This is a genomic window from Pseudomonas sp. LAMO17WK12:I5 (genome assembly GCF_900215165.1).
In the GTDB taxonomy this organism is placed as follows: Bacteria; Pseudomonadota; Gammaproteobacteria; order Pseudomonadales; family Pseudomonadaceae; genus Aquipseudomonas; species Aquipseudomonas putida_A.
Genome location: NZ_OBDS01000007.1, coordinates 388,334 through 413,227, shown reverse-complemented (window position 1 = coordinate 413,227; position 24,894 = coordinate 388,334). Strand labels below are relative to the sequence as shown.

Below are 24,894 nucleotides of genomic sequence, written 5' to 3'. Positions count from 1 at the left end.
GCCAACGTCACGATTGAAATGCCTTGCGACTCAAGCCGAACGCTTTTCCACCCAGCGCCGATATTGCCGAGTGCGAAACGCCATGGCGATCTGCTGCAAAATCAGCGCGCGTAACGGTGACACCCCCGGATCAGGCTTTTTCGCCCGACTGAGTTTACCCAGCTGAAACTTCACCACCGCCATGCTCGCCAAGGCCGCAATGGCCTTGTTTTTCCAGGTGATCGGCGGCAATTGCGGGGCGTTGTCCTTGCCCTGCAGCCAGTCACGCGGCAGGTACGGATCGATGGCCAACGCAGTACCGATGCCGACCATGTCCACGCCACTGTGCACGACGCTTTCGGCAACCGGACGACGGCGGATGCCGCCGGTGACCATCACTGGCATTTTGGCAACGGTCTGAAGGTCCCGGGCAAATTCGACGAAATAGGCCTCGCGAGCCAACGTGCGACCATCGCGCGCCTCACCTTGCATGGCCGGAACTTCGTAGCTGCCGCCGGACAGTTCCACCAGATCCACGCCCAGATCGTTGAGCAACTCAACCACCTTTTTCGCGTCGTCAGCGGTGAATCCGCCGCGCTGGAAATCGGCGGAATTGAGTTTGACCGCCACCGCAAATTGCGCGGAAACCACGGCTCTGACTGCCTTGACGATCTCGACCAACAACCGCGCGCGGTTCTGCAGAGAGCCGCCCCACTCGTCCGTCCTTTGATTGGTCAGTGGCGAGAGAAACTGGCTCAACAGATAGCCATGAGCGGCGTGGATTTCCACCCCAGTGAAGCCGGCCTGTTCACCCAGGCGTGCGGTATTCGCAAAACGCTGAATGACGTCCTCAATCACACTGGCGGTCATGGCGTGCGGCGTGGCGAAACGCTTTGACAGTTTGCCCAGCTCCAGTGGCACCGCTGACGGCGCCCAGGTTTTCTGCCCGAGGTTGGACTGCATCTGGCGCCCCGGATGATTGATCTGCAACCAGAACTGCGCACCGGCAGAACGGCCGATCCGCGCCCAGCGCTCGAACTTGTCGAGTTGCTGATCATCCTGCAGCACCACGCCGCCCGGCCCGGTCATGGCGCGGCCGTCGACCATCACGTTGCCGGTGATAATCAGCCCGGCACCACCGTCGGCCCATGCCTGATACAGACGCATCAGTTCTGCAGAGGGCGCCTGGTCGGCGTCCGCCATGTTTTCTTCCATGGCGGCTTTGGCGATGCGGTTCTTGATGGTTGAACCATTGGGTAAGGTCAGGGCGGCGAACACATTCATGGGGCAGTCCTCAACTGGAGATGAGGTCACCATAAGATTGAAGTCAACTTTAAGGTCAACGACTTTTTTCAAGGTCATTCAATGTTGATTTCGCTCGACCCAGGCAAGTGCGTCACCAGATCCGCGCCCAACAACCGCGCAGGTGTGTAGGCACCGCCGGGCGGACGTGTCTGCAACAGATAGCCAACCACCGCCAACGCAGCGTCGATCGTCAGGCTGTAAACGTTCGCGGTGTGCACGCGGGCGACTTTGCTTTCACCGCGCGCATTGCGGGCCTCGCCCCACACATAGGTGCCTTGGTCAGCACGTTTTGCCTGATCCGGGCCGGTCACTGTCTTGCCGATGCGCGCCTTGAGCAGCCGCTGCACAAACGACAGTCCCAGCAACGGACGAATCCAGTTGGCGAGCCTGGCGCCGCGAATCATCCCCGCCGAACCCGGTATGAACACCTCGATATTGGCGATGCCGGTGGTGTGCCAAGCGGTGGACACATCGCCCCAGGGGATGGTCATCGCCAGCTTCTCCCCGGCACCGAAATCGATACGCCGTACCCGATAGGCCAGCGGCACGGAAACAATCTTGCCGTCACGTCGGACCTTGCCACCCTGCGCCAGACCTTCGATTGAAGTCTTGGCAGTGCCGGGTGAAAAGCTCGAACGTGAATCGAAGCCCAGCGCCAGATGCGTCGCATCCGGCAGCGCGTCTTTCAGGGCGGCGGCAACGCAGTCGGTCGGGACTACATCGAAGCCGACGCCGGGGCAAATGACTGACCCCGCTGCCCGCGCCCGCTCATTCAGGGACTGCGCATGTTCGAATACGGCAATCTCGCCAGTGATGTCCAGATAGTGCGCGCCGGCCCGCAGGCAGGCCTCGATCATCGGCGCGGCGGTCGCGGAAAACGGCCCCGCGCAATGCAGAATCAAACCGTGGCCCTTGATCTGCGCCAGCAACCGCGCAGGGTCATCCAGGCCGAACACCCGGGCTTCGAGACCCAGTTCCCGGGCCAACGCTTCGACCTTGTCGCGGCTACGTCCGGCCAACACCGGCCTGAGTCCACGCCTGACGGCATCGCGAGCGATCAGTTCGCCGGTATAGCCGTTGGCGCCATAAATCATCCATTTCATCGGTGTATCCGGTTGGTCTTGCTGACTCATGCCTGGCTCCTGAGTGAATTGATGACCGGCGTTATTGCCTTGCCCAATCAGCTTCAGACGCTAGCGTTAAAGTCAGGTTGAGGGTCAAGCAAAAGTCCGATGGCATCGACGCAAATTATTCGCAGCAGCGGGGTTGACCTTAAAGCGAGGTTTAAGGTGAGCATGCGCCGACCTGCTTGCTCGATGGAGCCCGGATGATGCTCAAGACCCTTGTTTCCTCTGCCCTGTTATTGATAGGTGGTGCTTTCATGACGTTTGCAAATGCTGAGTCGGCGGCGATCAAGGATCGCCAGATCCTGGTGATCATGACCAATCACGCCAGCTATCCCTCTCGAACCGATACCACCGGGTTGTGGCTGACCGAGCTGACCCACTTCACCGATGTGGTGGAAGCCGCCGGCTACACCACCGTGTTTGCCAGTCCCAAGGGTGGCGCGGTGCCTCTGGACGAACGCAGTCTGGGCTGGTTGTACATGGACAAGGCTGCGCGGGAGCATTTGCAGTCGCCTGCGTTCCGCGCGCGCCTGGCCAATACGCTGCCGATCGCCGAGGTCGATCCGTCCCGCTTCGGCGTCATCTACTTCACCGGGGGCCATGGCGTCATGTGGGACTTTCCGGACAACCCTGACCTGCGCCGTGTCGCCGAAACCATCTACAACCAGGGCGGCATCGTGTCGGCCGTGTGCCATGGCGTAGCGGGTCTGCTGGATCTGAAGGACAGCCAGGGCCAATTGATCATCAAGAACCGAAACATCACCGGCTTCTCTGACCGCGAAGAGCTGCTCTCGGGCATGAAAAATCAGGTGCCATTCTTTCTTGAGGACCGCTTGGTGAGCCAGGGCGCGCACTACCGCAAGGGCTGGCTGCCGTTCACTTCATTTGCCATTACCGATGGAAGACTGGTGACCGGCCAGAACCCTCAATCACCCAAAGCCGTAGCTGAAGCCGTGATGGCGGTGCTCAACGCCGACGAACGAACGCGCTAAATCTTTTTGTAGTGCCTACCCACCGGAGAAAGTCCGATTGAAACTCGCAAGCGCCGTTTTAACAGGATTGCTGATCACCACTTTTGCCAACGCTGCGTTGGCGGAGACACCTGAAATGCCCGACCTGACCGAGACCACCACCATCGACATTGCCGGCCATTCAGTACCCGTCGTCAAGGGTGGCCTCTATGACCGCTTTCGCTCCAATCCGCCGTTGTCGGTGATTGCCGCCGAAGTCCCGGGCGTTGATTTGAGCTGGTTCAAAGGACTGGAAAAGCACAAGGTCGACATTGGCTTCGAGTCCTATTCCCCAAACTTCTACTACCAGAACAGTCGTGTCACGGCGATCTACACGGCCGACCTCGAGCGGCTCCGGGCGTTGATGCCGCCCGAAATACTGGCCACCGTGCAGCCGCTGCAAGTCTGGCCAGGACGTGGCTTGATCGCGTTCACTGCGTACACCTACGAGCATTGCGATAACGACGCCTATAACGAAGTTGCCGTGTCGATCATCACCAACAAACCCGGCAAAGCCAACCTGGGCCCGCTCACGTTGATTGGCCAATCGATGTCAGAAGACTTCTGGGGTTATGTGCTCAAGTTGCCGGTCAATACCGAGCTGGCACGGGTGCGCGGAGTCGTCGGTTACAACCTGCCGAAATGGCTGACCGGGATTGATCGCAAAGAAAACGGGCAATCGGTGATCTATGAGATCAGCGACAGCCAGACCGGCAAACCGGACGTGTCCTTCACCGCGAAGAAGCTCGACAAACTGTCGCGCGATGAGGATATCGTCACCAGCAGTTTCACCAACCTCGATCACCAGGGCCGACTGGCCTATGGCTACGCGGTGTCGCGCCAACTCAGCCACGGTTCCAGCCGGGACGCGGATGCCGCCACGCTGACACTGGGCGATGGCAGCCTGTCGAACTACTTGCGCGACTTGAAGCTGGGGAAAATGCTCAAGTACGAATATGTCCCTGAGTTCCAGAGTGCGCTCTATGCGCCAAAACCGCTTGCCACGCTGGTTGGCAATCGCTGAAAGCGGTAACGCCCGTCAGGCTCTGGATGTCTGACGGGCGTTTGCTTTTCTTGCCGCAGCTGCTGGCTGCTTGTCGGGCGCAGAAGCCACGCCTTCTTCGCACAGCCGTTGGATCAGCCTCTGCGCATTGTCCGCACACGCCATCCCCGCAGGTTTGCCCTCGATCCCCTTGATGACCAGCAGTAGTTGTTCCTTGTTCTGCGCCAGCCGTTGCTGCAGGACTTCGATTTCTTCGACCTTTTGCTTCAAGCCACTGAGCAACTGGTCATGCTGCCAGCCACTCGCGTTCATCGGCATCAACTGACGGATTTCCTCCAGGGAGAAACCTGCCGCCTGCGCGCCGGTGATGATATGCAACACCCACTGTGTGTCGGGGGCGTAATCGCGATAGCCATTGGCTTTGCGCGCGACCGAAGTGATCAACCCGCTCGCCTCGTAAAAACGGATACGCGATGGCGCCAGTCCGCTGATTTTTGCCAGTTCACCAATTCTCATGTCCGACTCCGCAGCACGTTAACCTTGAAGCTGACTTTAAACCTGAAAGCCGCCAGCGCCAACATGCCAGATCACGCCAGCAGCTCGGTAATCCACTGAACCTGCCGCGCAATGTCTTGCAGCTTCTCCTCGGGCACAGCCTGGCGCGCCTGTTTGAAACTGTTCAGGGTTTTCTGTTTCTGCCTTAACAAGCGCTGCCATTTGGCGATGAATGCCGGGCTGCGCGTCTGCATCAGCAACGGGCCGAAGTACAACTGTTCGGCGCTGTAGCTCAGCGGTGCGCCGCGCTCGGCGACGATGATTTCGTAGAAGAAGCGGTTTTCCTGCAGCACTTCCTCATCGAGGATGCGGTAGCCGTTGTCCATCAGCCATTGGCGCAGGGGTTGCTCGCCGCCGTTGGGTTGCAGGATCAGTCGTTCGTGCCCGCGCAGGCGCGCCTTGCCGCTGTCGAGAATGTCGCGAATCGTCTCGCCGCCCATGCCGCAGAGGCTGATCGCGGTGATTCCGTCATCAGGTTCGATCGCCGCCAGGCCACTGGCCAGACGCACGCTGATGTGCTGCTGCAGATCGTTGTCGCGCACCGTGCGCACCGCGGCATGGAACGGCGTCAGCGCCACCTCGCCGGCCACCGCCGCAACGATGGCGCCACGGCGCATCAGGGCCACCGGCAGATAGCCGTGATCCGAGCCGATATCCGCCAACCGCGCGCCGTCCGGTACATGCGCCGCCACCCGCTCCAGTCGCATGGACAATGTGTGTTCGTTCAACTGCCGCCCTCTTCCCCAGCCATCGCCGGCGCTGCTGCCGGACAAGGGGCGCGACTCTAGCGGGCATCGGTGGCTATTTCAAATCCGGGCAAGCGCCTTACTGCGTTGGTGTGACCAGTGGCTGCAGAGGCAAGGCTTCAACGGCTCAACCACCTAGCCACTGCGTCGATTCACGCTTACCATACCCACAACTCGTATTACCGCGGCTGCTGACAAACTGGCCAGGGCGCGCCAACTGGGCATGAACTATCCCATCCGCACCACCCGCCAATTGCTGGATCAAGTGTGACCAATCTCCTGTTCGTGTGCAGCCGCAACCAATGGCGCAGTCCGACGGCGGAGGCGATCTGGCGCCGTCGGCCCGGTTTCGAAGCCCGCTCGGCAGGCACCAGCCCCAATGCACGCAAACCCATCGGCCCGGCGAACATCCGCTGGGCCGATGTCATCTTTGTCATGGAACGCAAGCACCTCAATCGCCTGCAAGCCGAATACGCCCGATTACTTGAACACAAGCCGATCCACACGCTGGATATTCCAGATGACTATCGCTTCATGGATCCCGAGCTGGTGGACATTCTTGAGGACGCCGTGAAGCCTTATCTCGAGCCTCGGGCTTAGTGCTCAGGCTGCCATCCTCATCACCGTACTTTCAAATTGAGTAGAAACATGAACCGCCAAAAGAAACTGCAGCAGTTGTTCAAGGAAAAGGCCAAAAAGGCCAGCGCCAAACTGGCGCCGAAAAAGCCCAAGTACATCAGCAAGGCCGACCGCGCGAAACTGGCTGCCGAAGCGGCGGCCGAACCGGTTGAAACCCGCGAGAGCTGATTCGCTGCTTCAGGCGTCGATTAAACGTGCTTTACAGATACGCCTCGATGTTCGCGATCGCCCGATCGATGTAGAGCTCTTTCTCGCCAACGGGCGTCACATAATGAAACGCGTTGCGGGTGGCCTCCACACCGGCCAGGCGGGCGATGAACCAGGCCGCCATATATTGTGAAGACAGGCATCCGCCAGCGGTGGCGACATTGCCCTTGGCCATGAACGGCTGATTGAGCACCGCCACACCGGCCTCCTCCACCCAGGGCTTGGTGATCAGATCGGTACAGGCTGGGACGTCATTGAGCAGGCCGAGCTTTGCCAGGATCAGCGTGCCCGAGCACTGGGCGCCCAAGAGCTGGCGCTGCGGATCGAGCCGTAGCCGCGCCATCAGCTCGGTATCCGCCACGATATCCCGGGTCAGACTTCCGCTGCCCACCAGCACCGCGTCCGCGTCGCTCGCCTCCTCCAATGACACCTGAGCCTCGATCACCAGGCCATTCATCGAACGCACTTTTTCCGTCGGGCTGGCGATCGACACGCGCCAATCGGGCTGTTTGACCCGGTTGAGAATGCTGAACGCGATGAGCGAATCCAGTTCGTTGAAGCCTTCAAAGGTCAGGATGGCGATGTGCATGGTGAGTCTCTAAATAGGCGATGACTCATCGTAAAATCTGGCGCTTATCACAATCAAAAAATTGTCATGGGTACATTGCAGGCGACATCGACGGGCATTTGATACACCGGCTACGCGCCACGGAAAGGACGGCTGAACAACCGCGTCGTCTCGCCCTATACCTTCTCAGGCGACCACGCCTGCATGCCTGCCAGGACATATCGGGCTGTAGCTTTCAGCCAATGGCTGTAGGAAAGTGGCGAACATCGAATGAGACAAGCTGATCGGCAAAGAGGCTGCAGGGATTCTGCTGAATGGCATAAAAGGCGCGCAGGAAGTCGTCATGCCGAGGACCGGGCATATGTTCAGGTTTTCGCATCCGGGGGCGTATTCGCTGGAGGTCAGGAAGTTTCTGCAGCGGGTGGCGCTTTGAGTGTATTTGGGCCAGTCAGATTCTGCGCGGCATATCGATCCGAATTGCCGTTTTGTGTTGCAGCCACTAGCCTCACCAGGTCAAAAGCACAAATCAGAGACCCGCATGACGCTACGCCCCGCCACCGATAGCGACCAGCCAGCCCTCTTCGACTTGCATCGAGCAGTCTTCCGCGAACACATCGAGAAAATATGGGGCTGGGATGAGAGTTGGCAACGCGCAAATTTCGCAACGGAATTCGCCTGCGCGGCCACTTCGGTTATTGAACAAGACGGCCGGATTGTTGGCTATGTGCAGATTCTGGACAAGGAAGATCGAATCCATATTCAGAACATCGCTATTTCGCCCGAGTACCAAGGCAAGGGCATTGGCTCGCGCATTCTGAAGAACCTCCAGCTGCAAGCCGCTGCCCGCAAGGTGCCGTTGCAGTTGGGCGCTTTTCGCACGAACACTCTGGCGCAGAAGCTCTATGAACGGCTGGGCTTTCGCCAGACTGGCACGACAGACACGCATATTGAAATGTCGTGGACAGGCCCTGACAGCAAGCAGACGTGATCCTAATCTAACCGCATAACAGACCTTCCCCGATTCAACCTATTCGGGTTCGAGCACTCATGCCTGCCTGACATCACCTTCACGTCAGCCTGGCAACCGACCCTTTCGGCAATACCCCGCCCTTCTCAAGCGCAGTCAGTTTCGCGACAACTCGGGCACGCTCGCTTTCCGATGTTTCGCGGTCAGTAATCGAGTAAGTCTGGCCATAGACCCATGCACGCAACTGCTCAAGCACGGAAGGTTCAGCAGGTGTGCGAGACAGCTGCTGCAACAGATACCCGGCTTGTGTCCATTTGGGCATCAGCTCAAGCAGTGCCTGACGTCGAGAGGCGGATAACGTTGGCCAGAGTGTTTCGAGCTGAGCGCTGAATGCGAACTCGATGACTTTCCATGGCTGCGGGCGCAGGCCGCGTACCCCGGCCTCGAACACCGGGCGTGACGGATCCGCGATCGCCGCGATCAGTAAATCAGGCCGGCCCTCTCCTTCGAGGCTCAGGACCAGCGACCGAACCTCGCCACTGTTTTGGCTGAGGGCTGAGTTCATCCACCCTTGCGGGATCGCCATGCCAAGCGACTGCGCCAACCCGAGTACGCCAAGCCAGCGGGCTTTGGTCGCGGGAATCTCGCCTGCCAGTTGTGCTTGAAGTACCTGCAACGGGTCGACGCCATACTTTCTGGCGGCCCAGAGTGCAGTCGATCTTGCTGCAGAAGATGGGTCGGTCAGAAAGTCTTCGATCAGTCGTGTGCGATCCGTTTGCAACTCAATAGCTTGCAGAAACGACAGCCGCCTGAGAATGCTGCTGTTGCTGGCGAGTCCATAGGCAATGGCCTTCTGCGCCGATTCCAGAGGCAGCGCCATTGCCCTGCCGAGCGCAGCCCGCCGCACACTGAAATCTGCATGATGAAGGCTCGCGACAAGAAACGCCTCCAGCTCATCTGCGCGCTTTGTCTGAGCGAGTACCCTGAAAAACAACCGCGTACAGGCGCCACGGCTGGTTTCGAAGGCAGCTGTGGTTTGCGCGAGGCATTCGGGTGTTGCCAGCAGCGCTTCAAGCTTTTGGATAGTAACGCCGTGGTCTTCGCGTCGGCGCTGCTCAAGGGCAAGGATGGCGGGAGTCTTGGCGATCAGCCAAGGGCCATACTCGGGGGTCAGGTAGTCTGCGAAAGCGTCTCTGGCCGCCGCGCGTACCTGCGGCACCCAGTCGTTGAGCCGCACGATAATGGACGCCAGCCGCTCGGTCGATTGCGATGAGCGGATTTGCCGTAGACCGGCCTCCCGGTCGAATCCATCCCAGGACGTGACCAGCCACTTCCAGTCACGCACTGGCAATGCTTCTGGTGGATCTACTGGATCTACTGGATCTACTGGATCTACTGAGCGTTCGGTTTTTGCAGTGGTGGAAGTTTTTCCGGTGAGTCTTTGCAACAAAACTTTCCACATGGAGCTGACTATCCCTGACGTCCGAACATTGGCGTGAGCCATAGCATGCCTGTCACCGAGTTTTTTTGAAACGCATGCCCTGCTCCCCCCGAAATTTTCCGCCGTGCCCGGTTCGATCACCTAACCTCATAGCTTGTGTGATCAACGAGAACCGGCCCCTCTCATGCGCAACACATTGAACTCATTGTTGTTTGTCGCGCTGCTCCTGCTCGCTCCGAGCGGTTCGGCGTCGTGGGCGGCGGATTTGCCGGCGCCCTCGGCGACCGCTGCGGCGCCGCTGGTGGAGGTCTCGCAAAGTGATCTGCAGGCCCTGCAACTGCGCCTCGACGGGCTGAAGCAGCAGATTTCCGCCGCCAACAACTACAACCAGCTCGAAGGCCCGCAAGACCGGGTGCAGACGTTCATTCTGGATGTCGATCGGTTGTCGGCGTCGTTGTTGCCGCAGCAGGCACAACTGGCGGTGCAACTGGGGGTGCTCGGCGCGGCGCCGGATACGCAGATTGCCGCCGAACAGGCGGAAATCGCCGCGCAACGGGCGCAGCTCAACGAGCAGAAAAACAAGGTCGATGCCACGCTCAAAAGCCTTGCCGCGCTCAAACAAAGCGCCGCCGAGCTGATCACGCAAATCGCCGGCATTCGCCGCACACTGCTCGAAAGCGAACTGACGCTGCGCACCGACAGCATCCTGAGTCCAGACTTCTGGTCGCCGTTGGTGGTGCCGGAACCGGATGATCGTCAGCGCCTGAAGTTTTTCATCGATCAGGTGAACCTCACCTGGGCCACGGTCTGGGCGCCCGGGCAGCGCTTTTTCACCTGTGTGCTGGTGTTGCTGGCGCTGGCTTTCTGGACGGTCGGCCGCCGACTCGCCGAGCGCGGCCTGACCTGGGTTTGCATCCACCGCATGCCGGAGGGGCGCCTGCGCCGCAGCGCGCTGGCGTTCGCTTCGGCGCTGGCGACCCTTGGCACCACGGCCATCGCCCTGCATCTGCTGTTCTACGCCTGCACCCGTCACGAACCGCTGACGCCCATGCTGCAGACTTTTTCCGAGGAGTTCGAAAAAGCCGTTTACGCCTGCGTCCTGATCACCGCGCTGAGCCGCGCGCTGCTGTCGACTCAGCATCCTTCATGGCGGCTGCCGGCGATAGCCGACTCGGTGGCGCTGGCATTGCGGCCCTATCCAAGGATTCTCGCTGCCACTCTGCTGGTGCTGGTAACGCTGGTGCAGGTCAGCAACGCCACCGGCATGAGCAGCCAGATCGTGATCGCCCAGCGTGGGGTGATTGCCATCGTGGTGATCGTGATTCTAGTGCCGCTGCTGTTGCGCGTCGGCAAAGTGCGCAAAGCGTTGCTCACCGCCAATGAACCGGAGGCCGGCAGCACGTTTGCCGGGGCGATCTACAGCATTGCCACGGTGTGCATGTGCATATCGGCGCTGGCCTTGCTCACCGGCTACGTGTCGCTGGCCCGCTTCGTCACCTATGAGTTGGTCTGGGCCTATATCGTGCTGGCCGGGTTCTATTTGCTGGTGCAGGTGGTCAAGGACGCCTGCGAATACCTGTTTTCGCCGCGCTACTCGGCCGGCAAGACCATCAAGCAGACCCTGGGCATGGGCGACCGGCGGCTGGAGCAGATTTCGATTGTGCTGTCCGGTGCCAGCCGCGCCGGGCTGCTGTTGCTGGCGGTGATTACCCTGTTCGTCGGCGGCATCGGCACCACGTTCGGGCAACTGACCACCAATGTCATGGGCATTCTCGGCGGCGCCGGATTGCGCAAGCTGAACATCGTTCCGGCGCATCTGATCAATGCCGTGCTGGCGTTGCTGATCGGCATCTACCTGATCCGCGCTTTGCGCCGTTGGCTCGACAATGAATTCCTGCCCAAGACCGACATGGATCCGGGCATGTGCGCGTCGCTGAGCACGCTGTTTTCCAACATCGGTTATGCCACGGTCATCCTCCTGACGCTGTCGTCGCTGGGCGTGCGCTGGACCAATCTGGCGTGGATCGTCAGTGCGCTCTCGGTGGGGATCGGTTTCGGTTTGCAGGAGATCGTCAAGAACTTCGTCTCCGGGCTGATCCTGCTCACCGAACGCCCGGTGAAGGTCGGCGACCTGATCAGCATCAGCGGCGTCGAGGGCGACATCCGCCGGATCAACGTGCGCGCCACGGAAATCCAGCTCAGCGACCGCTCCATCGTGATCGTGCCCAACTCGCAACTGATCTCGCAGAACCTGCGCAACGTCACCCTCGGCGGCAGCGCCCAGGGGGTGGCAAGCCTGGAGCTGATGTTCCCGCTCGACATCGACCCCGAACAGGTCAAGGAACTGCTGCTGAACACCTACCACGAAAACGAAAACATCCTCGACAAACCGGCGTCGTACGTGCGCTTCAGCAAGCTGTCGCCCGATGGCATCACCTTGACGGTGACCGGCTACGTCGGCAGCCCACGGATCGTCGGCGGGACCAAGAGTGATCTGCTGTTCGAGATACTCAAGCGACTGGGGGATGCGGGGATTGCGCTGGCGAAACCCGCCGCCACGCCGTAGCAGACCACCCCCTGTGGAAGGTGACTTGCCAGCGACGGCGGTGGGTCAGTCTGAAGTGATGGCGGCTGACACGGCCCCATCGCTGGCAAGCCAGCTCCCACAGGGGTTTGCGGTTAACGCAAATGTGCCGGCCGGCCTGAAGCATTGTAGGAGTGAGCCTGCTCGCGATGGCGGTGGTTCAGTCACAGCGGGGGGTGACTGACCCGGCCCCTTCGCGAGCAGGCTCACTCCTACAGGGTTCTGCGGTGGGCGAGGAGTTGGCGACTGGCCGAGATCATTGTGGGAGCTGGCTTGCCAGCGATGGCGGTGTGTCAGTCAACGTGATGGTGGCGGGAAGAGGCTCATGCCGGCGCCCAACGCCGATGCAGCCAGCGCGCCAACGCATCCAGGGCAAAACCCAGTACGCCGATCAGCAGTACCATCGCCATCAGTTCCGAATACGCCAGACGATCACGCGTATCGAGGATGAAGTAGCCCAACCCGGCGCTGACGCCGAGCATCTCGCACGGCACCAGCACGATCCACAAAATGCCGATCGACAGCCGCACCCCGGTCAGCACATGGCCGAGCACGCCGGGCAGGATCACCTTGCGCAGGGTTTCCCAGCGGGTGGCGCTGAGGCTGCGGCTGAGTTGCAGCCAGCGCGGGTCGAGCTGACGCACGCCGGCCACGGTGTTGAGCAGGATCGGCCACACCGCGGCAAAGGTCAGCAGAAAGTAGATCGGCTGATCGCCAACGCCCATCAGCATCACCACCACCGGCATCCACGACAGCGGAGAAATCATCCGCAGAAACTGAAACGCCGGCGTGGTCGCCGCTTCCAGATGCCGGTAGCTGCCGATCATCAAGCCCAGTGGCACACCGATCAACAGCGCCAACAGCAGACCGACCAGAATCCGCTTCAGGCTGACCAGCACATGCTCGTACAGCTCCGGGCGCAGCAGCAGTTCGCCGAGGCTCGCCAGGGTTGCCTCGGGTGAAAAGCGCAGCGCCAGGCTGTCGTTGCCGCCGAACACGTGTACGCCCAGCCACCACAGCAGCAACAGGCCCAACAGTCCCGCCACACCCAACAAACCATGAACGGTCGAAGAAGATCGCTGACGCATCAGAGGCTGAACTCCTCGCTGCGTTCGAAGCTTTCCGGTAATCCGAATGCCTTCATCCCGCCGACTGTAGCAATGGCATTGCGCACGAAGCGATCGTCTACCAGATCCCGAGCGGTTTGCTGCGGATCGAGGTTGGCAAGGAAACCCTTGTCGCCCTCGATCAGCGTGTCCTTCAGACGTTTGACCAGTTCTTCGGTGTAGCTGGGGAACGGGTACGGCTGAAAATCGATGCGCTGCTCGTCCCAATGGCTGTGCTGGATCGCGCCGCTGGCCAGATACTGCTCGCGGTCGCTAGTGGCCGGCGACAGCACCCGGTCGAGCACCGGTTGCGCGTGCGGCGTGTAGCGATTGGCGCCGTCCTTGGACAACAGTTTCGCCGCCTCGGCGCGGTTGTCGCGGGTCCAGACCTGCGCCTTGACGATGGCGTTCACCACTTTCTGCGACCACTCGGGGCGGTTGTTCAGATCCTGCTCGTGCATGAACACCACGCAGCAGGCGTGATTGCGCCAGACGTCGCCGGTAAAGCGCTGCACGCGGCCAACCTTGAGTTCCTCGGCCAGGGCGTTGAACGGCTCGGCGACGATGTAGCCGGCAATGCGTTTGCTCGCCAGGGCTGGCGGCATGTCCGACGGCGGCAGCACCAGCAGATTGACCTCGTTCGGCGCCAGCACAGCACTCGCGGATTTGCTCACCGGCACCAGCCCGTGATCGCGGAACAGCTGCTGCACCACCACGTTATGAATCGAATACCAGAACGGAATCGCCACCGACTGCCCGCCAAGTTGCTTGACCTCGGTGATGCCCGGCGCCACGGTCAGGCCCGAGCCGCCGACGTGGTTCCACGCCACAACCTTGGCCGGCACCTTGCTGCCGTAACGCGCCCACACGGTCATCGGCGACAACAGGTGAATCACGTTGACCTGCCCGGAAATGAACGCCTCGATCACCTGTGCCCAACTGCGCAGCAGCACCGGGCGTTCGGCCTGAATCCCTTCGGCTTCGAACAGGCCATTGTTGTGCGCGACCAGCAGCGGCGTGGCGTCGGTGATCGGCAGATAACCGATGCGCACTGGCGCGTTCGGCTCGGCAGCGGCGCGCGCGCTGAGACTGTTGAGCAGCGGCAACGCGCCGCCAGCGGTCAGCAGCGCGCTGAGTTTGAGGAAGTCACGACGTGTGTGAGTGAAGTCGTCCAGGCACATGGTCAATCTCCGACATAGCGGGCACAGGTTGAGTAAGAGGATTGCGGCTCGCCCGCCGAAGGGTTTTGAGGATGTCGATGCGCAGCGCGCCCAGTTCCTCGACCAGCTCGGCACGCGGCTGAGGCAGGTCGATGCGCCACTCGCCGAGGATGTGCGCCGGGCTGTTACCCAGTAGCAGAATCCGCTCGGAAAGCAGCAGGGCTTCGTCGATGTCGTGGGTGATCAACACGGCGGCGGTGTGGTGCTCGGCAATCAGTTGCAGGAGCAACTGCTGCATGTCGGCGCGGGTGATTTCATCCAGCGCACCGAACGGTTCATCGAGCAACAGCACCTGCGGCTGCCGCGCCAGACAGCGGGCCAACGCGGTGCGCTGGGCCATGCCGCCGGACAACTGCGCCGGGTGCTGCTGACGTGCATGTTCGAGGCCGACCGCAGCAATGGCGTGGTCGATCCGCGCCTTGCGCTGCTCGGCCGTGAGATGCGGCTGGCGGGCGAAGTCGAGACCGAAGGCAACGTTGTTTTCCAGGGTCAGCCACGGCAACAGGCTCGGATCCTGAAACGCCACTGCGACCCGTGGATGCGCACCGGTCAGCGGTTCGCCAAGCAGGCTCACCCGCCCCTGTTGCGGTGCCTGCAAACCCGCCAGCACTCGCAGCAGACTGGATTTGCCGACACCGCTGGGGCCGAGAATGGTCACCACTTCACCGGGCTGCAATTGCAGGTCGAAGTGTTCCAGCACCGTGTGCCAGCCCTGCTCTCGCGGGTAGCCGAGGCTGATGCCCTGCGCTTCCAGCACCGGCGCCGTCATGCCGTCGCTTCCCGTTTCTGCCGCTGCAATTCGGCGCGCAGTTGCACCAGGCTTGGGGTGACAATCGGCACGAACGCCGACTCGCGCCAGCGCCGGGCGAAACCGCTGCCGTGCTCGGTCAGATAGGCCTTGCCGCCGCTGGATTGCAATTCCAGTTGCACGGCATTGGCGGCGGATTCGGCCAGCGCGATGCGGATCTGGAACAACGCGCCCGGCTGGGTCAGGAAACGCCCGTCGTGCAAACCTTGCTTAAGCGCATCGACGCTCTGCGCCAGTTGCTCGCGTTGTTCCTGCAACGGCTCCAGCAGAATCGAACGGCCGTCCTGCAAATGCCCTTCGACCTCGGCCAGCGCCCGTCGCGCCAGACCAATCGCCATGCCGCACTGCAAGCCAAGGAACGCCGGGCGCACCGCTGGCAGAAACTTGCGCGCATCGTCATGCAGCAGCCATTCGCGTCCGACCGCCACTTGCGCGAAATCGATCGCAGCGGTGTTGCTCGATTGCAGCCCCATCAGTTGCAGATCGGCGGAACGTTGTACGCCGGCAGCGTCATCGGCGATCGCCAGCACGAACGGCGAACCACCCTCCTTGTGCTCTATTGCCGCCGCCACCACGAAACCGCTTTGGCGCAGATTGGTCACCCAGTGCAGACGCCCGTTCAAGGTCCAGCCGTCTGCGGTATTGGCGGCACGCACTTGCAGGGCCTCGATGCCCGACAGGTATTTCATCGCGTTGGACAAACCGGTAGCCCCGGCCAGCTCTCCGCGGAGCAACGCCGGCAGCAGTTTTTCCCTCAGCGCCGCGTTGGGGCTGTGCAACAGATATTCGATGAAGGCCCGTTGGCCCCAGAACACAAACGCCGCCGCCAATGAATGGCTGGCGACGGCAGCCAGGGTTTCCACGGCATCACTGACGTGACCACCGCTGCCGCCCAGCGCCGGGCTGATGCCGACCCGTAGCACGCCGGCCTGCGCCAGTTGCGTCAGCACCTGTTGTGGATCGCCGTCGCCCGCATCCAGGGCCTGGGCGTTGTGTTCCAGCCATTGCGTCAATGCCTGATTGAGCATGTCGTTTCTCTCCTTGTAAGCAGCCGCATCAACCATAGACGATGCGGCCTGAAGCGCTGGCCGATTACGCGCGATACGGCGCCAGCTCGGGGTTGAGCGGCGTGTCGGCGAACACGTTGGCGAAGTTGCACAGGGTCGCCAGGCTGATGCCGAGGATCACTTCCAGCGCATTGCCTTCGGTGTAGCCGGCAGCCTTGAATTGGTTGAAGGTCTGGTCGCTGACCTTGCCCCGGGTGGCGATCACTTCGCGGGCAAACGCGGCCAGGGTTTCCAGTTTTTCCACGGGCAAGGTGGCTTTCTCACGCAGCGCACTGACCACTTCCGGCGGCAGTTTGGCCTTATTCAGCGCCACGGCGGTATGACCTGCGACACAGAAATCGCAACCATGGTTGGTCGCCGCAATCAGTTGCACCACTTCGCGCTCGGCAAGGCTGAGTTCGGACTTGCCATTGAGCGCCGATACCGTAACGTAGGTTTCCAGCGCGGCCGGGGCATTGGCCAGCACGGCCAGCAGGTTCGGAATGAATCCGGAGTTCTTCTGAGCGTTTTCCAGAAACGGTCTGGCGGCTTCGGGAGCGCTTTGCACGGTGTGAAGAGTGACGCGCGACATGGAGTGGACTCCTGTTGTTGAGTGTCCGGCCAGTCTGTTGGTTATAAAAATTTCGATCCATATTCTAAAGTAGCGATTACTTGCTCTTGAGTGTTTCCATTAGATGATTTCGTCCAGCCCCCTGGTTGATTGGTTATTAGAAAGCCTCGAACTCGATGCCAGCCTGTTTCACGTCGGGCGCTATTGCGGTGGCTGGCATGCAAGTACACACGAGCTGGCGCGCGCCAGTTTTCACTTGATCGTGCAGGGCAGCTGCTGGCTGCACATTGACGGGCAGGAGCAGTCGGTAGCGTTGAACGCCGGAGATGCGGTATTTCTGCTGCGCGATCTGAACTACCGCCTCTCCAGCGCCGAAGAGCCGGCCATCGCCCAAACGCTGCCGCGAAGGGCCATGACCGCGCTCGACAGTCAGGCACAGGATGGCGTCGGGCTGGTCTGCGGGTTCTTTCATTTCAAGTCCGGGCTGTCGTCGCTGATCACCGAAGGCCTGCCGGACTGGATCATCCTGCGCGCGGGCGATCCTTCTTCGAGCGCCGCGCGAGCCTTGTTCGAGTTGATCCTGCAAGAGTGCGAACGCTTGCCGGCGCCCTCCTCGGCGCTGCTCGAACGCTTGAGTCATCTGCTGTTTTTGTATGTGTTGCGCCAACAGATGGCCGACAACCAGAGCCTCGGCGGTCTCGTGGCTTTAGCGCGCAATCCGCAGTTCGCGCCGTTGCTGGACCAGTTGATCGAACAACCGCAATTACCGTGGTCGCTGGAGAGCATGGCGGCGAGTATCGGCCTGTCGCGCTCGGCGTTTTTCAAACGCTTCAACGAACTGGCCGGGCAATCGCCGGGGCAGGTATTGCTGGCGTTGCGCATTCGGCATGCCTGCCAGTTGCTGCGGGCCAATCACACGGTGGAACAGGTGTGCGCGGCCGTGGGCTATCAGTCGATCGCTGCATTTACCCGAGCGTTTGCCAAGTCGGTGGGGGTGCAACCGGGGGCTTATCGCAAGCAGCATGAGGGGCGCTGAGCGACGCCCTCGCCAAAGAACTTAAAAGCATTAATAAATACAAAATCATTATTTATCGTTATAAAAATTATTGCGTACTCTCTGAGTCAATCCCTCATTGATCACAGTGAAGTGCGCCATGAACCCGACTGCCAACCTGATCGACTTCGTCGCCTACCGCAAACGCCGCCAGGCCCAGCAAGCTGCTCGGGCCATGTGGGAAATGTATGCGCGCAACGCCGGTTACCAGGCCTTTCAGTGGGTGCAAGCCAGTCGTTCGACCGAGCCTCGCCAAGCGTGAACGCGCGTGATCCCTCGCGCTTTCTGGCGAGCGCCGACGAACCTGTGCTGGATCTGAACAGCCTCGAAGCACTGGAAGAAGACCCGATCTGCGAACGGGTCGCGCAGAATTTGCAACGCTTGCGCGCCAAACGGCATTTGTCGCTTGATGCACTGGCGCGTCAATGTGGTGTGAGTCGGGCAATGCTGGCGCAGATCGAGTCCGGGCGCAGCGTGCCGTCAATCAAGGTGCTGTGCAAAATCGCCAAGGGCTTGAAGGTGTCGGTGGCAGCGTTCCTCGAACATCGTGCCTTTGAGGGCGTGGCGGTGTTGTCGGCGAGCCAGAGCAAACGGCTGGTGAGTGCCAGCGGTGCTTTTGTCAGCCGTGCGCTGTTCCCGTTCGACGTGGCGCGGCAGTCGGAATTTTATGAACTGCGTTTGAGTCCATTGGGCGAGGATCTGTCCGAGGGCCATGGGCCGGGCGTACAGGAAAACCTGGTGGTGGCTCAAGGTGTGCTGGAAATCAGCGTCAATGACGAACGCTATTTGCTCTCCACCGGCGACTCGATTCTGTTTTACGCCGACCAACCCCACCGCTACCGCAACCCCGCGGACAGCGAGGCCGTGGCCTATCTGGTCGTGACCTACCCCGAACGCCTGGACTGACCGCCCCTTTGTGGGAGCGAGCCTGCTCGCGAAAAGGTCGGCACATTCAGCATTTGCGTTGCCTGACTCACCGCTATCGCCAGCAGGCTGGCTCCCACAGGGGTTTGTGGTGATGGCTGGATAAGTGTTGGTCAACAGAATGAAAAAGCCCCCGAGGCCTGAGGCCGTCGGGGGCATTTTTTGCGCTGCCGGGATCAGCAGGTGCAGCACATCATCGGCATGCCGTTACAGCTCATCATCATCGGCATGCTGCAGTCGTTCATCATTTTCATCATCAGAGCACAGCAGTTTTTCATCATGTCCATGCTCATGCCGGGCATCGGCATGATTTTGCACATCATGCAGTCAGCCATCATGGTGCATTCCATCACGCACTTCATCGATGGCATCGGCATGCCCATCATCGGCATCGGCATCATCATGTTCATCATCGGCATGGCCATGGCCGCCTGAGACATGCACATCATGCTCATGTTGCCGCAATGCATCATCATCGGCATGCCGCAGTCCATCATCATCTGCATCATTTCGCCGCTGTTCTTGAACATGGCCATGTCCATGCCGGCGGCAGGCATCATCTTGCACATCATGCCGTCGTCCATCATTTCGCAGCTCATGGTCGCCATCATCATCGGCATGCCGGTCATTGGCATCATCGGCATGTTGGCGTTCATTGGCATTTGCATCTGCATGGCGTTCATCATGGTGTAGCTCCCTGAGGATTTAAGAACTGGATGAAAAGTTGATGGCGCTGATTCTATGGACTGGAGCAACCGGAACAAGATGCCCATCGAACAGCAAAATCCGATGTTCAAACCGCTCAAGCGCAGCGTTCCGCGCGCGTTGAACTGTTGGAGCAGCAGAGTAGACGCCATGACAGAAAGAGCAAATGTACTGACAGCGAATCCGACATCATGGATATGTAAAACAACGCTATATAAATAACCGAAAGAAATTATCGGTCTAACACGGGCGATTATTTTTCTTATTCCATCAATCAATCAGAAAACCACTTTTTAATCTTTTATCGCTATTAACCTCGCCCCTTATAATTGCGCGTCTGCACTTAACTCATAAAAAGGGATGTTCCATGCAAAGACGCCTGTTACTGGCTGCAATATTTGTCGCTGTCGCCGGGTGCGCCAGTCCTCCTGCTATTTCGGTGCACACCAAAGACCCTGCCAGTTCGACCCTGCAAGGCGACGCCTCGCGCCCGGCGCAGGCGCAATGGATTCGCACCGAACTGTACTTCTCGGTGGGCACCGTGGATGGCAAGGACGGTGCAGTGAGCCCGACGCGCTGGCGCGAGTTTCTCGACAAGGAAGTGACGTCGCGGTTTCCCGACGGTTTCACCGTGTTCGATGCCTATGGGCAGTGGCGTGATCATGGGGCGAAGGAGCCGGAGAGGCTGAGCACCAAGGTGATTGTGATCCTGCACGAGAACAATCCGCAGAACGCCGGAAACATCGAGGCGATTCGTCTGGCGTACAAACGCATTACCGGGGACCTGTCGGTACTGCGTCTGTCGCAACCGGCCGACGTATCGTTCTAATCGCTGATCTGGCCGAGAGCTTGCCGAGGCGTCGACGCCAGGCGGCTCAATCCCGCCAGCAGCAGCGCGCCGACCAGCAACACGCCAATCCCCAGAAACGCGCCCCACCCCACCACCGTCACGCTCGAATAGAGCATGTACAGGCACAGTCCGAAAAACAGCAGCGGCACCAGAGGATACAATGGCACCCGGACCGGCCTCGGCACATCGGGAAAACGCCGGCGCAGGATGATCAGCGCCAGGCTGCTGAAGCTCAGAAACAACCAATACACTGGGGTCAGGTACTCGACCATGGTGTTGAAGCCGCTCTGGGTGAAACTGCCGAACAGCACCAGCAACAACGCCACCGCGCCCTCCGCCAGCAAGGCCTTGCGCGGCACGCCGTCGCGCTCGTGCCACTCACCGAAGCGACGCAACTGCGGCACATCGCGAGCCGCGGCATAGGTGGTGCGGGCGCCGACCAGCAAGGTCGAGTTGATAGTGGCGATGGCCGCGATGCCGACCATCAGCAGAATCAGCAGCACCCCCGGCGCGCCGAATGCATGGTTCAACAGTTCCACCGCCGGTGCATTGCTCGCCGCCAGTCCAGCGAATCCCAGGCCTCGCACAAACGCCCAGTTCAGCGCCAGATAAATCGCCATCAGCACCGTCAGCGCACCGAGCATGGCGATGAATATTCCGCGTCGGCCATCGCGCACTTCCGCCGACAAGGTCGCCGCATCGCTCCAGCCGCCGAACGCCAGAAACACAAAAATCATCGCCGCCGAAAACCCGGCCATACCGGTGTTTTCCGGCGTGACCGAAATGTTCGGTGGCGCTGCCTCAATCCCCTGCCACGCCAGCCACACACCGGCGCTGGCGATGCTCAGAAAGCCCAGCGCCAACAAGCCAACCAGCAAGGTCTGGGTGATGAAACCGATGTGCTTGCCAGTGAGATTGAGCAATACCAGCGCAGCGATGACTCCGCCAGCAAACAGGCCCGAGCCGTACCGACCGAGCGGCACCACGGCATTGACGTAATCGGCAAACATGAACGCCGACAAGGCGATCCAGCCGGTGTGCATCACCGAAAAGCGCGACCAGGCGAACAGGAAACCCATGCGCTCGCCATAGGCCGTGCGCAGAAAGTGATAGTCGCCGCCAGGATGTGGAAATGCCGTGGCCATTTCGGCAAAGCACAACGCCCCGGCCATCGACGCCAGGCCGCCGAGCACCCAGATCCAGTAGAACCAGGCAGGCCCGACGTTCAGCGCCACGGTCGGCGCGGTCTTGAGGATGTCGGTGGTGATCACCATGCCCAGCGTGATCAGCAACGCCTGCATTACCGGCAGGTGACGCTTGGGACCGTTGGAGTGATTCATGCAGAGTCCCGCAGAAGATCCGCCATCCATGGCGAATCGGCTCAGAAGCCGTAAGTGGCGCTGGCGTAGTAATAAGCGCCGTTGGTGCCGATCGGCGACAGCACGTCATACGGCAGGTTGCCGCCGTAATTGATCGCCGAGCCGGAGCGCTCCGGGTAGTTGTCGGTGAGGTTGTTGCCGCCCAGGGCGACGCTGAATTTCGGGGTGAATTTGTAGGTCACCTCGGCATCCAGTTGCCACACCGCGCCATAGGTCTGCTCCGGTTGCGAGTCGCCAAAGTCGAACACGCGAGTGGTCTCGCCCTGACGGGTCAGACGCCCGAGCAGGCCCCAGTGTTCGCTGGCCCAGTTGGCGCTGAACACGAAGCGATCCTTGGGCGCGGCGTCGGTCAGGGTGTTGGTTTCTTCAACGCCGACCAGTGCATCGTTGCCGATGCCCAACGCCGTCAGTTGCGATGGAGTGCCTTTGGTGCTGGTGACTTTGGTGTGGTTGTAGGTGTACGCGGTGGTCAGGCCCAGTTGCCCTTCGTATAGCGGCTGATGGTAGTTGAGCACCAGTTCGGCACCGTGGGTGCTGGTGTCGGCGGCGTTGGTGAAAAAGTTGACGTCATGGACCCCGGCCACGCCGAAGTTGTCGTTGATGTATTGCTCCATGGCGTCGCTGCCAATGCGCTGCGACAGGGTGATGCGGTCCTTGACGTCGATGCGGAACACATCGAGCGAAGCGTCGAAGCGTTCGTTGAGCTGGAAGGTCACGCCGAGGCTGAAGTTCTTCGAAGTCTCCGGATCGAGCTTCTCGGCCCCCAGCGCGCGGGCGATCGGATCGTTGACCGAAAGCACACGGATGTCGGTGAGTGTGCCGCCTTCACCAAAGTTGCTGGTGGTGTTCTGGAACCCGCTCTGCGCCAGCGACGGCGCGCGGAAGTTGTTCGACACCGCACCGCGCAGCGCCCACTGCTCGGTCAGTTTGTAGCGACCGCTGAGCTTGCCGGTGAGTTTGCTGCCGGCATCGTCGTAATGTTCCCAACGCGTGGCGGCGTCGACGAAGAAGCGCTCGGTGAGATCGCCCGACAACTCGGCGTAGGTAGCAAACACGTTGCGGTCCAGGTCCGACTCTTCGCTGGGGCGCAGACCGTTGGCACCGTCAGCGCCGGAGCCGATGTAGGAGGCCTCGTCACCGGCGTAGGTCAGGTAGTTTTCGTAGCGATATTCGCCGCCCAGCGCCAGCACGAACGAGCGTCCGCCCAAGCGCAGCTCGCGACTGAAATCGAGGTTGGTGGTGGTCTGGCGCAGCTCGTAATCGCCGGTGTCGAATTTCGTCGGCGAGTCCTCGCCGAGGCTGACGTTAAGGGTGCGGCGAGTGGAGCCGTCGAAGCGGTTACGGCCATGGGTAACGCTGCTGTCGAAGTCCCAGTCTTCGCCGATCATGCCTTTGAAACCGGCGGTGGCGGAGACGTCCTTGTTGTCGCCCAGCGACTGCGGCAGGTAGCCGTTGGGATAGAACTGCGGCTGCTCGTAGGGGTAGCGATAGAATTCGGCGCCGGTGGTGTGGCGCTGGTTGTAAGTGCCGAAGCTGTAGGCTTTGCCGCCGGCCAGCGGCAGCTCGCTGTTGAACCACAGGTTGACGTCCCGCGCCAGGCCGTCGCCCATCACGTAGTTGCGCTGGTCCGGGGTATCGGCAAAACCGTCGAAACCGGCGCGGTTGGTCGGGTTGCGATTTTTGTACTCGGTGCCGCCGCGAATGAACCCGCCCTCTTCTCCCAGGCGCGTGCCGATCTTCGCGGTGGTCACGCTGTTCTGGCCGTCGGTGGTGGTTCTGCCGATGGCGTCCTGATGGGTGTGAAACGCGCCGTAACTGGTGGACACTTCCCCGCCCTCGGGCGCGTCGTCGAGGATGATGTTGATCACCCCGGCAATCGCGTCGGAACCGTACTGCGCCCCGGCGCCGTCGCGCAGCACTTCGATGCGTTTGATCGCGCTGATGGGGATCGAGTTGAAGTCCACCGGCGCCGTACCGCGACCGATTTTCGACGAGTCGTTGACCACCGCCGAGGTGTGACGGCGCTTGCCGTTGACCAGCACCAGCACCTGATCCGGACTCATGCCGCGCAACTGTGCGGCGCGCACATGGTCGGCGCCACCGGAGTTGGACTGACGCGGCATGCTGAACGATGGCAGCAACGTTTGCAGCGCCTGGCCCAGCTCACCGTCGGCCGCGCCGGTGGACTTGAGATCGGCGGCGGTCAACACGTCAACCGGCACTGGAGAGTCGAGCACCGTACGCGCGGTGCCACGGGTGCCGGTGACCAGCACGGTACCCAGCCGTGTGTCATCGTCAACGCGGGTGGAAGTGTCTTCGGCTTGCGCCGGAACTTGCCAGATCGCACCGACCACCGCGATGGCCAGTAATGAACGGGAACGCTGATACATGGGACAGCTCCTTTATCGCAGCTAATACCCGGCCGTTGCCGACAATAAAGGGTCGGCAATCAATGCACGGCAATGTCTGCTGTAGTTTTAGAAATCAGGAAGGCGGTGAAGGCTGGTTAAACGTATTGAGTTGGTTAAGCGCAGAATCCCCAAAGTTAGTTATTTCCCCTTCAACACCGATGCTAGACGGGCTGAGGCTTGCCGTAAAAGAACCAATAACACTTAGGTTAGATCGGGCCGATTATTTGTTTTTAGAGCAACACAAGTGTTGCTGGACAAACACTTAAACCCTAACTAACACCCACTAATTCAAGATCAGACAAAGATCTTTTGTAGGAGTGAGCCTGCTCGCGATAGCTATCGTTCAGTCACCGAAAATATCGACTGGGCTGGCCCCTTCGCGAGCAAGCCCGCTCCCACAGGTTTGACTGGGTGAACACTGACTTCTCATCCACCACAGATCCAATGTAGGAGTGAGTCTGCTCGCGATAGCGGTGTATCAGCCACCAAATTAGTTGAATGTCCGGGCCCCATCGCGAGCAGGCTCACTCCTACAGGTTGATCGGGGTAAACGCATAGTTATCATCCATCACAGATCCAATGTAGGAGTGAGCCTGCTCGCGATAGCGGTATATCAGCCACCGAAGCAGTTGAATGTCCGGGCCCCATCGCGAGCAGGCTCACTCCTACAGGTTGATCGGGGTGAATAC

24 protein-coding genes are annotated in these 24,894 nt (G+C 60.5%); 10 read left to right on the top strand and 14 right to left on the bottom strand.

Annotated elements, in window-relative coordinates; translation table 11 throughout:
- Positions 1–30: 30 nt before the first annotated feature.
- Both CRO59_RS15005 and CRO59_RS15000 read right to left on the bottom strand, forming a co-directional pair.
- Positions 31–1,263, bottom strand: coding sequence for an NADH:flavin oxidoreductase/NADH oxidase family protein (locus CRO59_RS15005; protein ID WP_097087839.1), 1,233 nt, complete (start codon positions 1,261–1,263; stop codon positions 31–33).
- Between the two features lie 74 nt (positions 1,264–1,337).
- Complete coding sequence (locus CRO59_RS15000; protein WP_049827952.1) at positions 1,338–2,417, bottom strand: trans-acting enoyl reductase family protein; 1,080 nt, start codon at positions 2,415–2,417, stop codon at positions 1,338–1,340.
- 194 nt (positions 2,418–2,611) lie between these two features.
- Here CRO59_RS15000 and CRO59_RS14995 point away from each other — a divergent pair, with 194 nt between their 5' ends.
- On the top strand, positions 2,612–3,403 hold the full coding sequence (locus CRO59_RS14995; RefSeq protein WP_097087841.1) for a type 1 glutamine amidotransferase domain-containing protein: 792 nt from the start codon (positions 2,612–2,614) through the stop codon (positions 3,401–3,403).
- Between the two features lie 37 nt (positions 3,404–3,440).
- On the top strand, positions 3,441–4,445 hold the full coding sequence (locus tag CRO59_RS14990; RefSeq protein WP_097087843.1) for an acetoacetate decarboxylase (ADC): 1,005 nt from the start codon (positions 3,441–3,443) through the stop codon (positions 4,443–4,445).
- A 15-nt stretch (positions 4,446–4,460) separates the two neighbouring features.
- Here CRO59_RS14990 and CRO59_RS14985 read toward each other — a convergent pair whose 3' ends face one another.
- Both CRO59_RS14985 and CRO59_RS14980 read right to left on the bottom strand, forming a co-directional pair.
- Positions 4,461–4,940 carry a MerR family transcriptional regulator gene (locus tag CRO59_RS14985; protein WP_096797692.1) on the bottom strand — a complete coding sequence of 160 codons (480 nt, stop codon included), beginning with the start codon at positions 4,938–4,940 and terminating at the stop codon, positions 4,461–4,463.
- Positions 4,941–5,011: 71 nt separating this feature from the next.
- Positions 5,012–5,707 carry a tRNA (adenine(22)-N(1))-methyltransferase TrmK gene (locus CRO59_RS14980; protein ID WP_097087845.1) on the bottom strand — a complete coding sequence of 232 codons (696 nt, stop codon included), beginning with the start codon at positions 5,705–5,707 and terminating at the stop codon, positions 5,012–5,014.
- 285 nt (positions 5,708–5,992) lie between these two features.
- On the opposite strand from CRO59_RS14980, the gene CRO59_RS14975 reads away from it, so the two are divergent.
- A complete protein-coding gene (locus CRO59_RS14975; RefSeq protein WP_097087848.1) occupies positions 5,993–6,325 on the top strand; it encodes a low molecular weight protein tyrosine phosphatase family protein in 333 nt (110 codons plus the stop codon).
- Between the two features lie 48 nt (positions 6,326–6,373).
- Positions 6,374–6,532, top strand: a complete 159-nt coding sequence (locus tag CRO59_RS14970; RefSeq protein ID WP_081730283.1) for a DUF2986 domain-containing protein — start codon at positions 6,374–6,376, stop codon at positions 6,530–6,532.
- A 31-nt stretch (positions 6,533–6,563) separates the two neighbouring features.
- Here the strand turns inward: CRO59_RS14970 and CRO59_RS14965 are convergent, their stop codons facing one another.
- Positions 6,564–7,160 carry a DJ-1/PfpI family protein gene (locus tag CRO59_RS14965; protein ID WP_096797689.1) on the bottom strand — a complete coding sequence of 199 codons (597 nt, stop codon included), beginning with the start codon at positions 7,158–7,160 and terminating at the stop codon, positions 6,564–6,566.
- A gap of 517 nt (positions 7,161–7,677) precedes the next feature.
- Between CRO59_RS14965 and CRO59_RS14960 the strand changes: the two genes are divergently transcribed.
- Positions 7,678–8,127 carry a GNAT family N-acetyltransferase gene (locus CRO59_RS14960; RefSeq protein WP_097087849.1) on the top strand — a complete coding sequence of 150 codons (450 nt, stop codon included), beginning with the start codon at positions 7,678–7,680 and terminating at the stop codon, positions 8,125–8,127.
- Between the two features lie 79 nt (positions 8,128–8,206).
- Here the strand turns inward: CRO59_RS14960 and CRO59_RS14955 are convergent, their stop codons facing one another.
- On the bottom strand, positions 8,207–9,568 hold the full coding sequence (locus CRO59_RS14955; protein ID WP_143503074.1) for a hypothetical protein: 1,362 nt from the start codon (positions 9,566–9,568) through the stop codon (positions 8,207–8,209).
- A 163-nt stretch (positions 9,569–9,731) separates the two neighbouring features.
- Here CRO59_RS14955 and CRO59_RS14950 point away from each other — a divergent pair, with 163 nt between their 5' ends.
- Positions 9,732–12,113 (top strand): DUF3772 domain-containing protein, encoded by a 2,382-nt coding sequence (locus CRO59_RS14950; RefSeq protein ID WP_097087852.1) that lies wholly within the window; start codon positions 9,732–9,734, stop codon positions 12,111–12,113.
- A 341-nt stretch (positions 12,114–12,454) separates the two neighbouring features.
- On the opposite strand, the gene CRO59_RS14945 is transcribed toward CRO59_RS14950, so the two are convergent.
- The 5 genes from CRO59_RS14945 to CRO59_RS14925 all read right to left on the bottom strand — a co-directional run bounded on the left by CRO59_RS14945 (position 12,455) and on the right by CRO59_RS14925 (position 16,903).
- Positions 12,455–13,219, bottom strand: a complete 765-nt coding sequence (locus CRO59_RS14945; RefSeq protein WP_097087854.1) for an ABC transporter permease — start codon at positions 13,217–13,219, stop codon at positions 12,455–12,457.
- Positions 13,219–14,418: an ABC transporter substrate-binding protein gene (locus CRO59_RS14940; RefSeq protein WP_097087856.1), complete on the bottom strand. Its 1,200-nt coding sequence runs from the start codon at positions 14,416–14,418 to the stop codon at positions 13,219–13,221. Before CRO59_RS14940 ends, CRO59_RS14945 begins: the two co-directional genes overlap by 1 nt.
- Positions 14,384–15,226: an ABC transporter ATP-binding protein gene (locus CRO59_RS14935; RefSeq protein ID WP_097087857.1), complete on the bottom strand. Its 843-nt coding sequence runs from the start codon at positions 15,224–15,226 to the stop codon at positions 14,384–14,386. The genes CRO59_RS14940 and CRO59_RS14935 overlap by 35 nt, the downstream gene beginning before the upstream one ends.
- Positions 15,223–16,293 carry an acyl-CoA dehydrogenase family protein gene (locus tag CRO59_RS14930; RefSeq protein ID WP_097087859.1) on the bottom strand — a complete coding sequence of 357 codons (1,071 nt, stop codon included), beginning with the start codon at positions 16,291–16,293 and terminating at the stop codon, positions 15,223–15,225. The genes CRO59_RS14935 and CRO59_RS14930 overlap by 4 nt, the downstream gene beginning before the upstream one ends.
- A gap of 64 nt (positions 16,294–16,357) precedes the next feature.
- A complete protein-coding gene (locus CRO59_RS14925) occupies positions 16,358–16,903 on the bottom strand; it encodes a carboxymuconolactone decarboxylase family protein (protein ID WP_097087860.1) in 546 nt (181 codons plus the stop codon).
- A 103-nt stretch (positions 16,904–17,006) separates the two neighbouring features.
- Between CRO59_RS14925 and CRO59_RS14920 the strand changes: the two genes are divergently transcribed.
- The 3 genes from CRO59_RS14920 to CRO59_RS14915 all read left to right on the top strand — a co-directional run bounded on the left by CRO59_RS14920 (position 17,007) and on the right by CRO59_RS14915 (position 18,842).
- Positions 17,007–17,918, top strand: a complete 912-nt coding sequence (locus CRO59_RS14920) for an AraC family transcriptional regulator (protein WP_097087862.1) — start codon at positions 17,007–17,009, stop codon at positions 17,916–17,918.
- Positions 17,919–18,036: 118 nt separating this feature from the next.
- Positions 18,037–18,198, top strand: coding sequence for a hypothetical protein (locus CRO59_RS28775; RefSeq protein ID WP_007966374.1), 162 nt, complete (start codon positions 18,037–18,039; stop codon positions 18,196–18,198).
- Positions 18,199–18,251: 53 nt separating this feature from the next.
- Entirely contained in the window at positions 18,252–18,842 is a 591-nt protein-coding gene (locus tag CRO59_RS14915) for a helix-turn-helix domain-containing protein (protein ID WP_177325665.1), read from the top strand.
- A gap of 194 nt (positions 18,843–19,036) precedes the next feature.
- Here the strand turns inward: CRO59_RS14915 and CRO59_RS14910 are convergent, their stop codons facing one another.
- Positions 19,037–19,546 carry a hypothetical protein gene (locus CRO59_RS14910; protein ID WP_007966376.1) on the bottom strand — a complete coding sequence of 170 codons (510 nt, stop codon included), beginning with the start codon at positions 19,544–19,546 and terminating at the stop codon, positions 19,037–19,039.
- Positions 19,547–19,932: 386 nt separating this feature from the next.
- Between CRO59_RS14910 and CRO59_RS14905 the strand changes: the two genes are divergently transcribed.
- Positions 19,933–20,394 (top strand): DUF3574 domain-containing protein, encoded by a 462-nt coding sequence (locus tag CRO59_RS14905; RefSeq protein WP_097087863.1) that lies wholly within the window; start codon positions 19,933–19,935, stop codon positions 20,392–20,394.
- Here CRO59_RS14905 and CRO59_RS14900 read toward each other — a convergent pair.
- Positions 20,391–21,755 (bottom strand): APC family permease, encoded by a 1,365-nt coding sequence (locus CRO59_RS14900; RefSeq protein ID WP_097087865.1) that lies wholly within the window; start codon positions 21,753–21,755, stop codon positions 20,391–20,393. The two genes, CRO59_RS14905 and CRO59_RS14900, sit on opposite strands and share 4 nt — an antisense overlap.
- Before the next feature lie 41 nt (positions 21,756–21,796).
- Positions 21,797–24,184 carry a TonB-dependent siderophore receptor gene (locus CRO59_RS14895; protein WP_097087867.1) on the bottom strand — a complete coding sequence of 796 codons (2,388 nt, stop codon included), beginning with the start codon at positions 24,182–24,184 and terminating at the stop codon, positions 21,797–21,799.
- Between the last annotated feature and the right edge of the window lie 710 nt (positions 24,185–24,894).

What these genes read in the sequence shown, in the direction of transcription:
- CRO59_RS15005 (WP_097087839.1), bottom strand. Translation starts at nt 1,263, where the DNA reads ATGAATGTGTTCGCCGCCCTGACCTTACCCAATGGTTCAACCATCAAG.
- CRO59_RS15000 (WP_049827952.1), bottom strand. Translation starts at nt 2,417, where the DNA reads ATGAGTCAGCAAGACCAACCGGATACACCGATGAAATGGATGATTTAT.
- CRO59_RS14995 (WP_097087841.1), top strand. Translation starts at nt 2,612, where the DNA reads ATGATGCTCAAGACCCTTGTTTCCTCTGCCCTGTTATTGATAGGTGGT.
- CRO59_RS14985 (WP_096797692.1), bottom strand. Translation starts at nt 4,940, where the DNA reads ATGAGAATTGGTGAACTGGCAAAAATCAGCGGACTGGCGCCATCGCGT.
- CRO59_RS14970 (WP_081730283.1), top strand. Translation starts at nt 6,374, where the DNA reads ATGAACCGCCAAAAGAAACTGCAGCAGTTGTTCAAGGAAAAGGCCAAA.
- CRO59_RS14965 (WP_096797689.1), bottom strand. Translation starts at nt 7,160, where the DNA reads ATGCACATCGCCATCCTGACCTTTGAAGGCTTCAACGAACTGGATTCG.
- CRO59_RS14960 (WP_097087849.1), top strand. Translation starts at nt 7,678, where the DNA reads ATGACGCTACGCCCCGCCACCGATAGCGACCAGCCAGCCCTCTTCGAC.
- CRO59_RS14955 (WP_143503074.1), bottom strand. Translation starts at nt 9,568, where the DNA reads ATGTGGAAAGTTTTGTTGCAAAGACTCACCGGAAAAACTTCCACCACT.
- CRO59_RS14950 (WP_097087852.1), top strand. Translation starts at nt 9,732, where the DNA reads ATGCGCAACACATTGAACTCATTGTTGTTTGTCGCGCTGCTCCTGCTC.
- CRO59_RS14945 (WP_097087854.1), bottom strand. Translation starts at nt 13,219, where the DNA reads ATGCGTCAGCGATCTTCTTCGACCGTTCATGGTTTGTTGGGTGTGGCG.
- CRO59_RS14940 (WP_097087856.1), bottom strand. Translation starts at nt 14,418, where the DNA reads ATGTGCCTGGACGACTTCACTCACACACGTCGTGACTTCCTCAAACTC.
- CRO59_RS14935 (WP_097087857.1), bottom strand. Translation starts at nt 15,226, where the DNA reads ATGACGGCGCCGGTGCTGGAAGCGCAGGGCATCAGCCTCGGCTACCCG.
- CRO59_RS14930 (WP_097087859.1), bottom strand. Translation starts at nt 16,293, where the DNA reads ATGCTCAATCAGGCATTGACGCAATGGCTGGAACACAACGCCCAGGCC.
- CRO59_RS14925 (WP_097087860.1), bottom strand. Translation starts at nt 16,903, where the DNA reads ATGTCGCGCGTCACTCTTCACACCGTGCAAAGCGCTCCCGAAGCCGCC.
- CRO59_RS14920 (WP_097087862.1), top strand. Translation starts at nt 17,007, where the DNA reads ATGATTTCGTCCAGCCCCCTGGTTGATTGGTTATTAGAAAGCCTCGAA.
- CRO59_RS28775 (WP_007966374.1), top strand. Translation starts at nt 18,037, where the DNA reads ATGAACCCGACTGCCAACCTGATCGACTTCGTCGCCTACCGCAAACGC.
- CRO59_RS14910 (WP_007966376.1), bottom strand. Translation starts at nt 19,546, where the DNA reads ATGATGAACGCCATGCAGATGCAAATGCCAATGAACGCCAACATGCCG.
- CRO59_RS14905 (WP_097087863.1), top strand. Translation starts at nt 19,933, where the DNA reads ATGCAAAGACGCCTGTTACTGGCTGCAATATTTGTCGCTGTCGCCGGG.
- CRO59_RS14900 (WP_097087865.1), bottom strand. Translation starts at nt 21,755, where the DNA reads ATGAATCACTCCAACGGTCCCAAGCGTCACCTGCCGGTAATGCAGGCG.
- CRO59_RS14895 (WP_097087867.1), bottom strand. Translation starts at nt 24,184, where the DNA reads ATGTATCAGCGTTCCCGTTCATTACTGGCCATCGCGGTGGTCGGTGCG.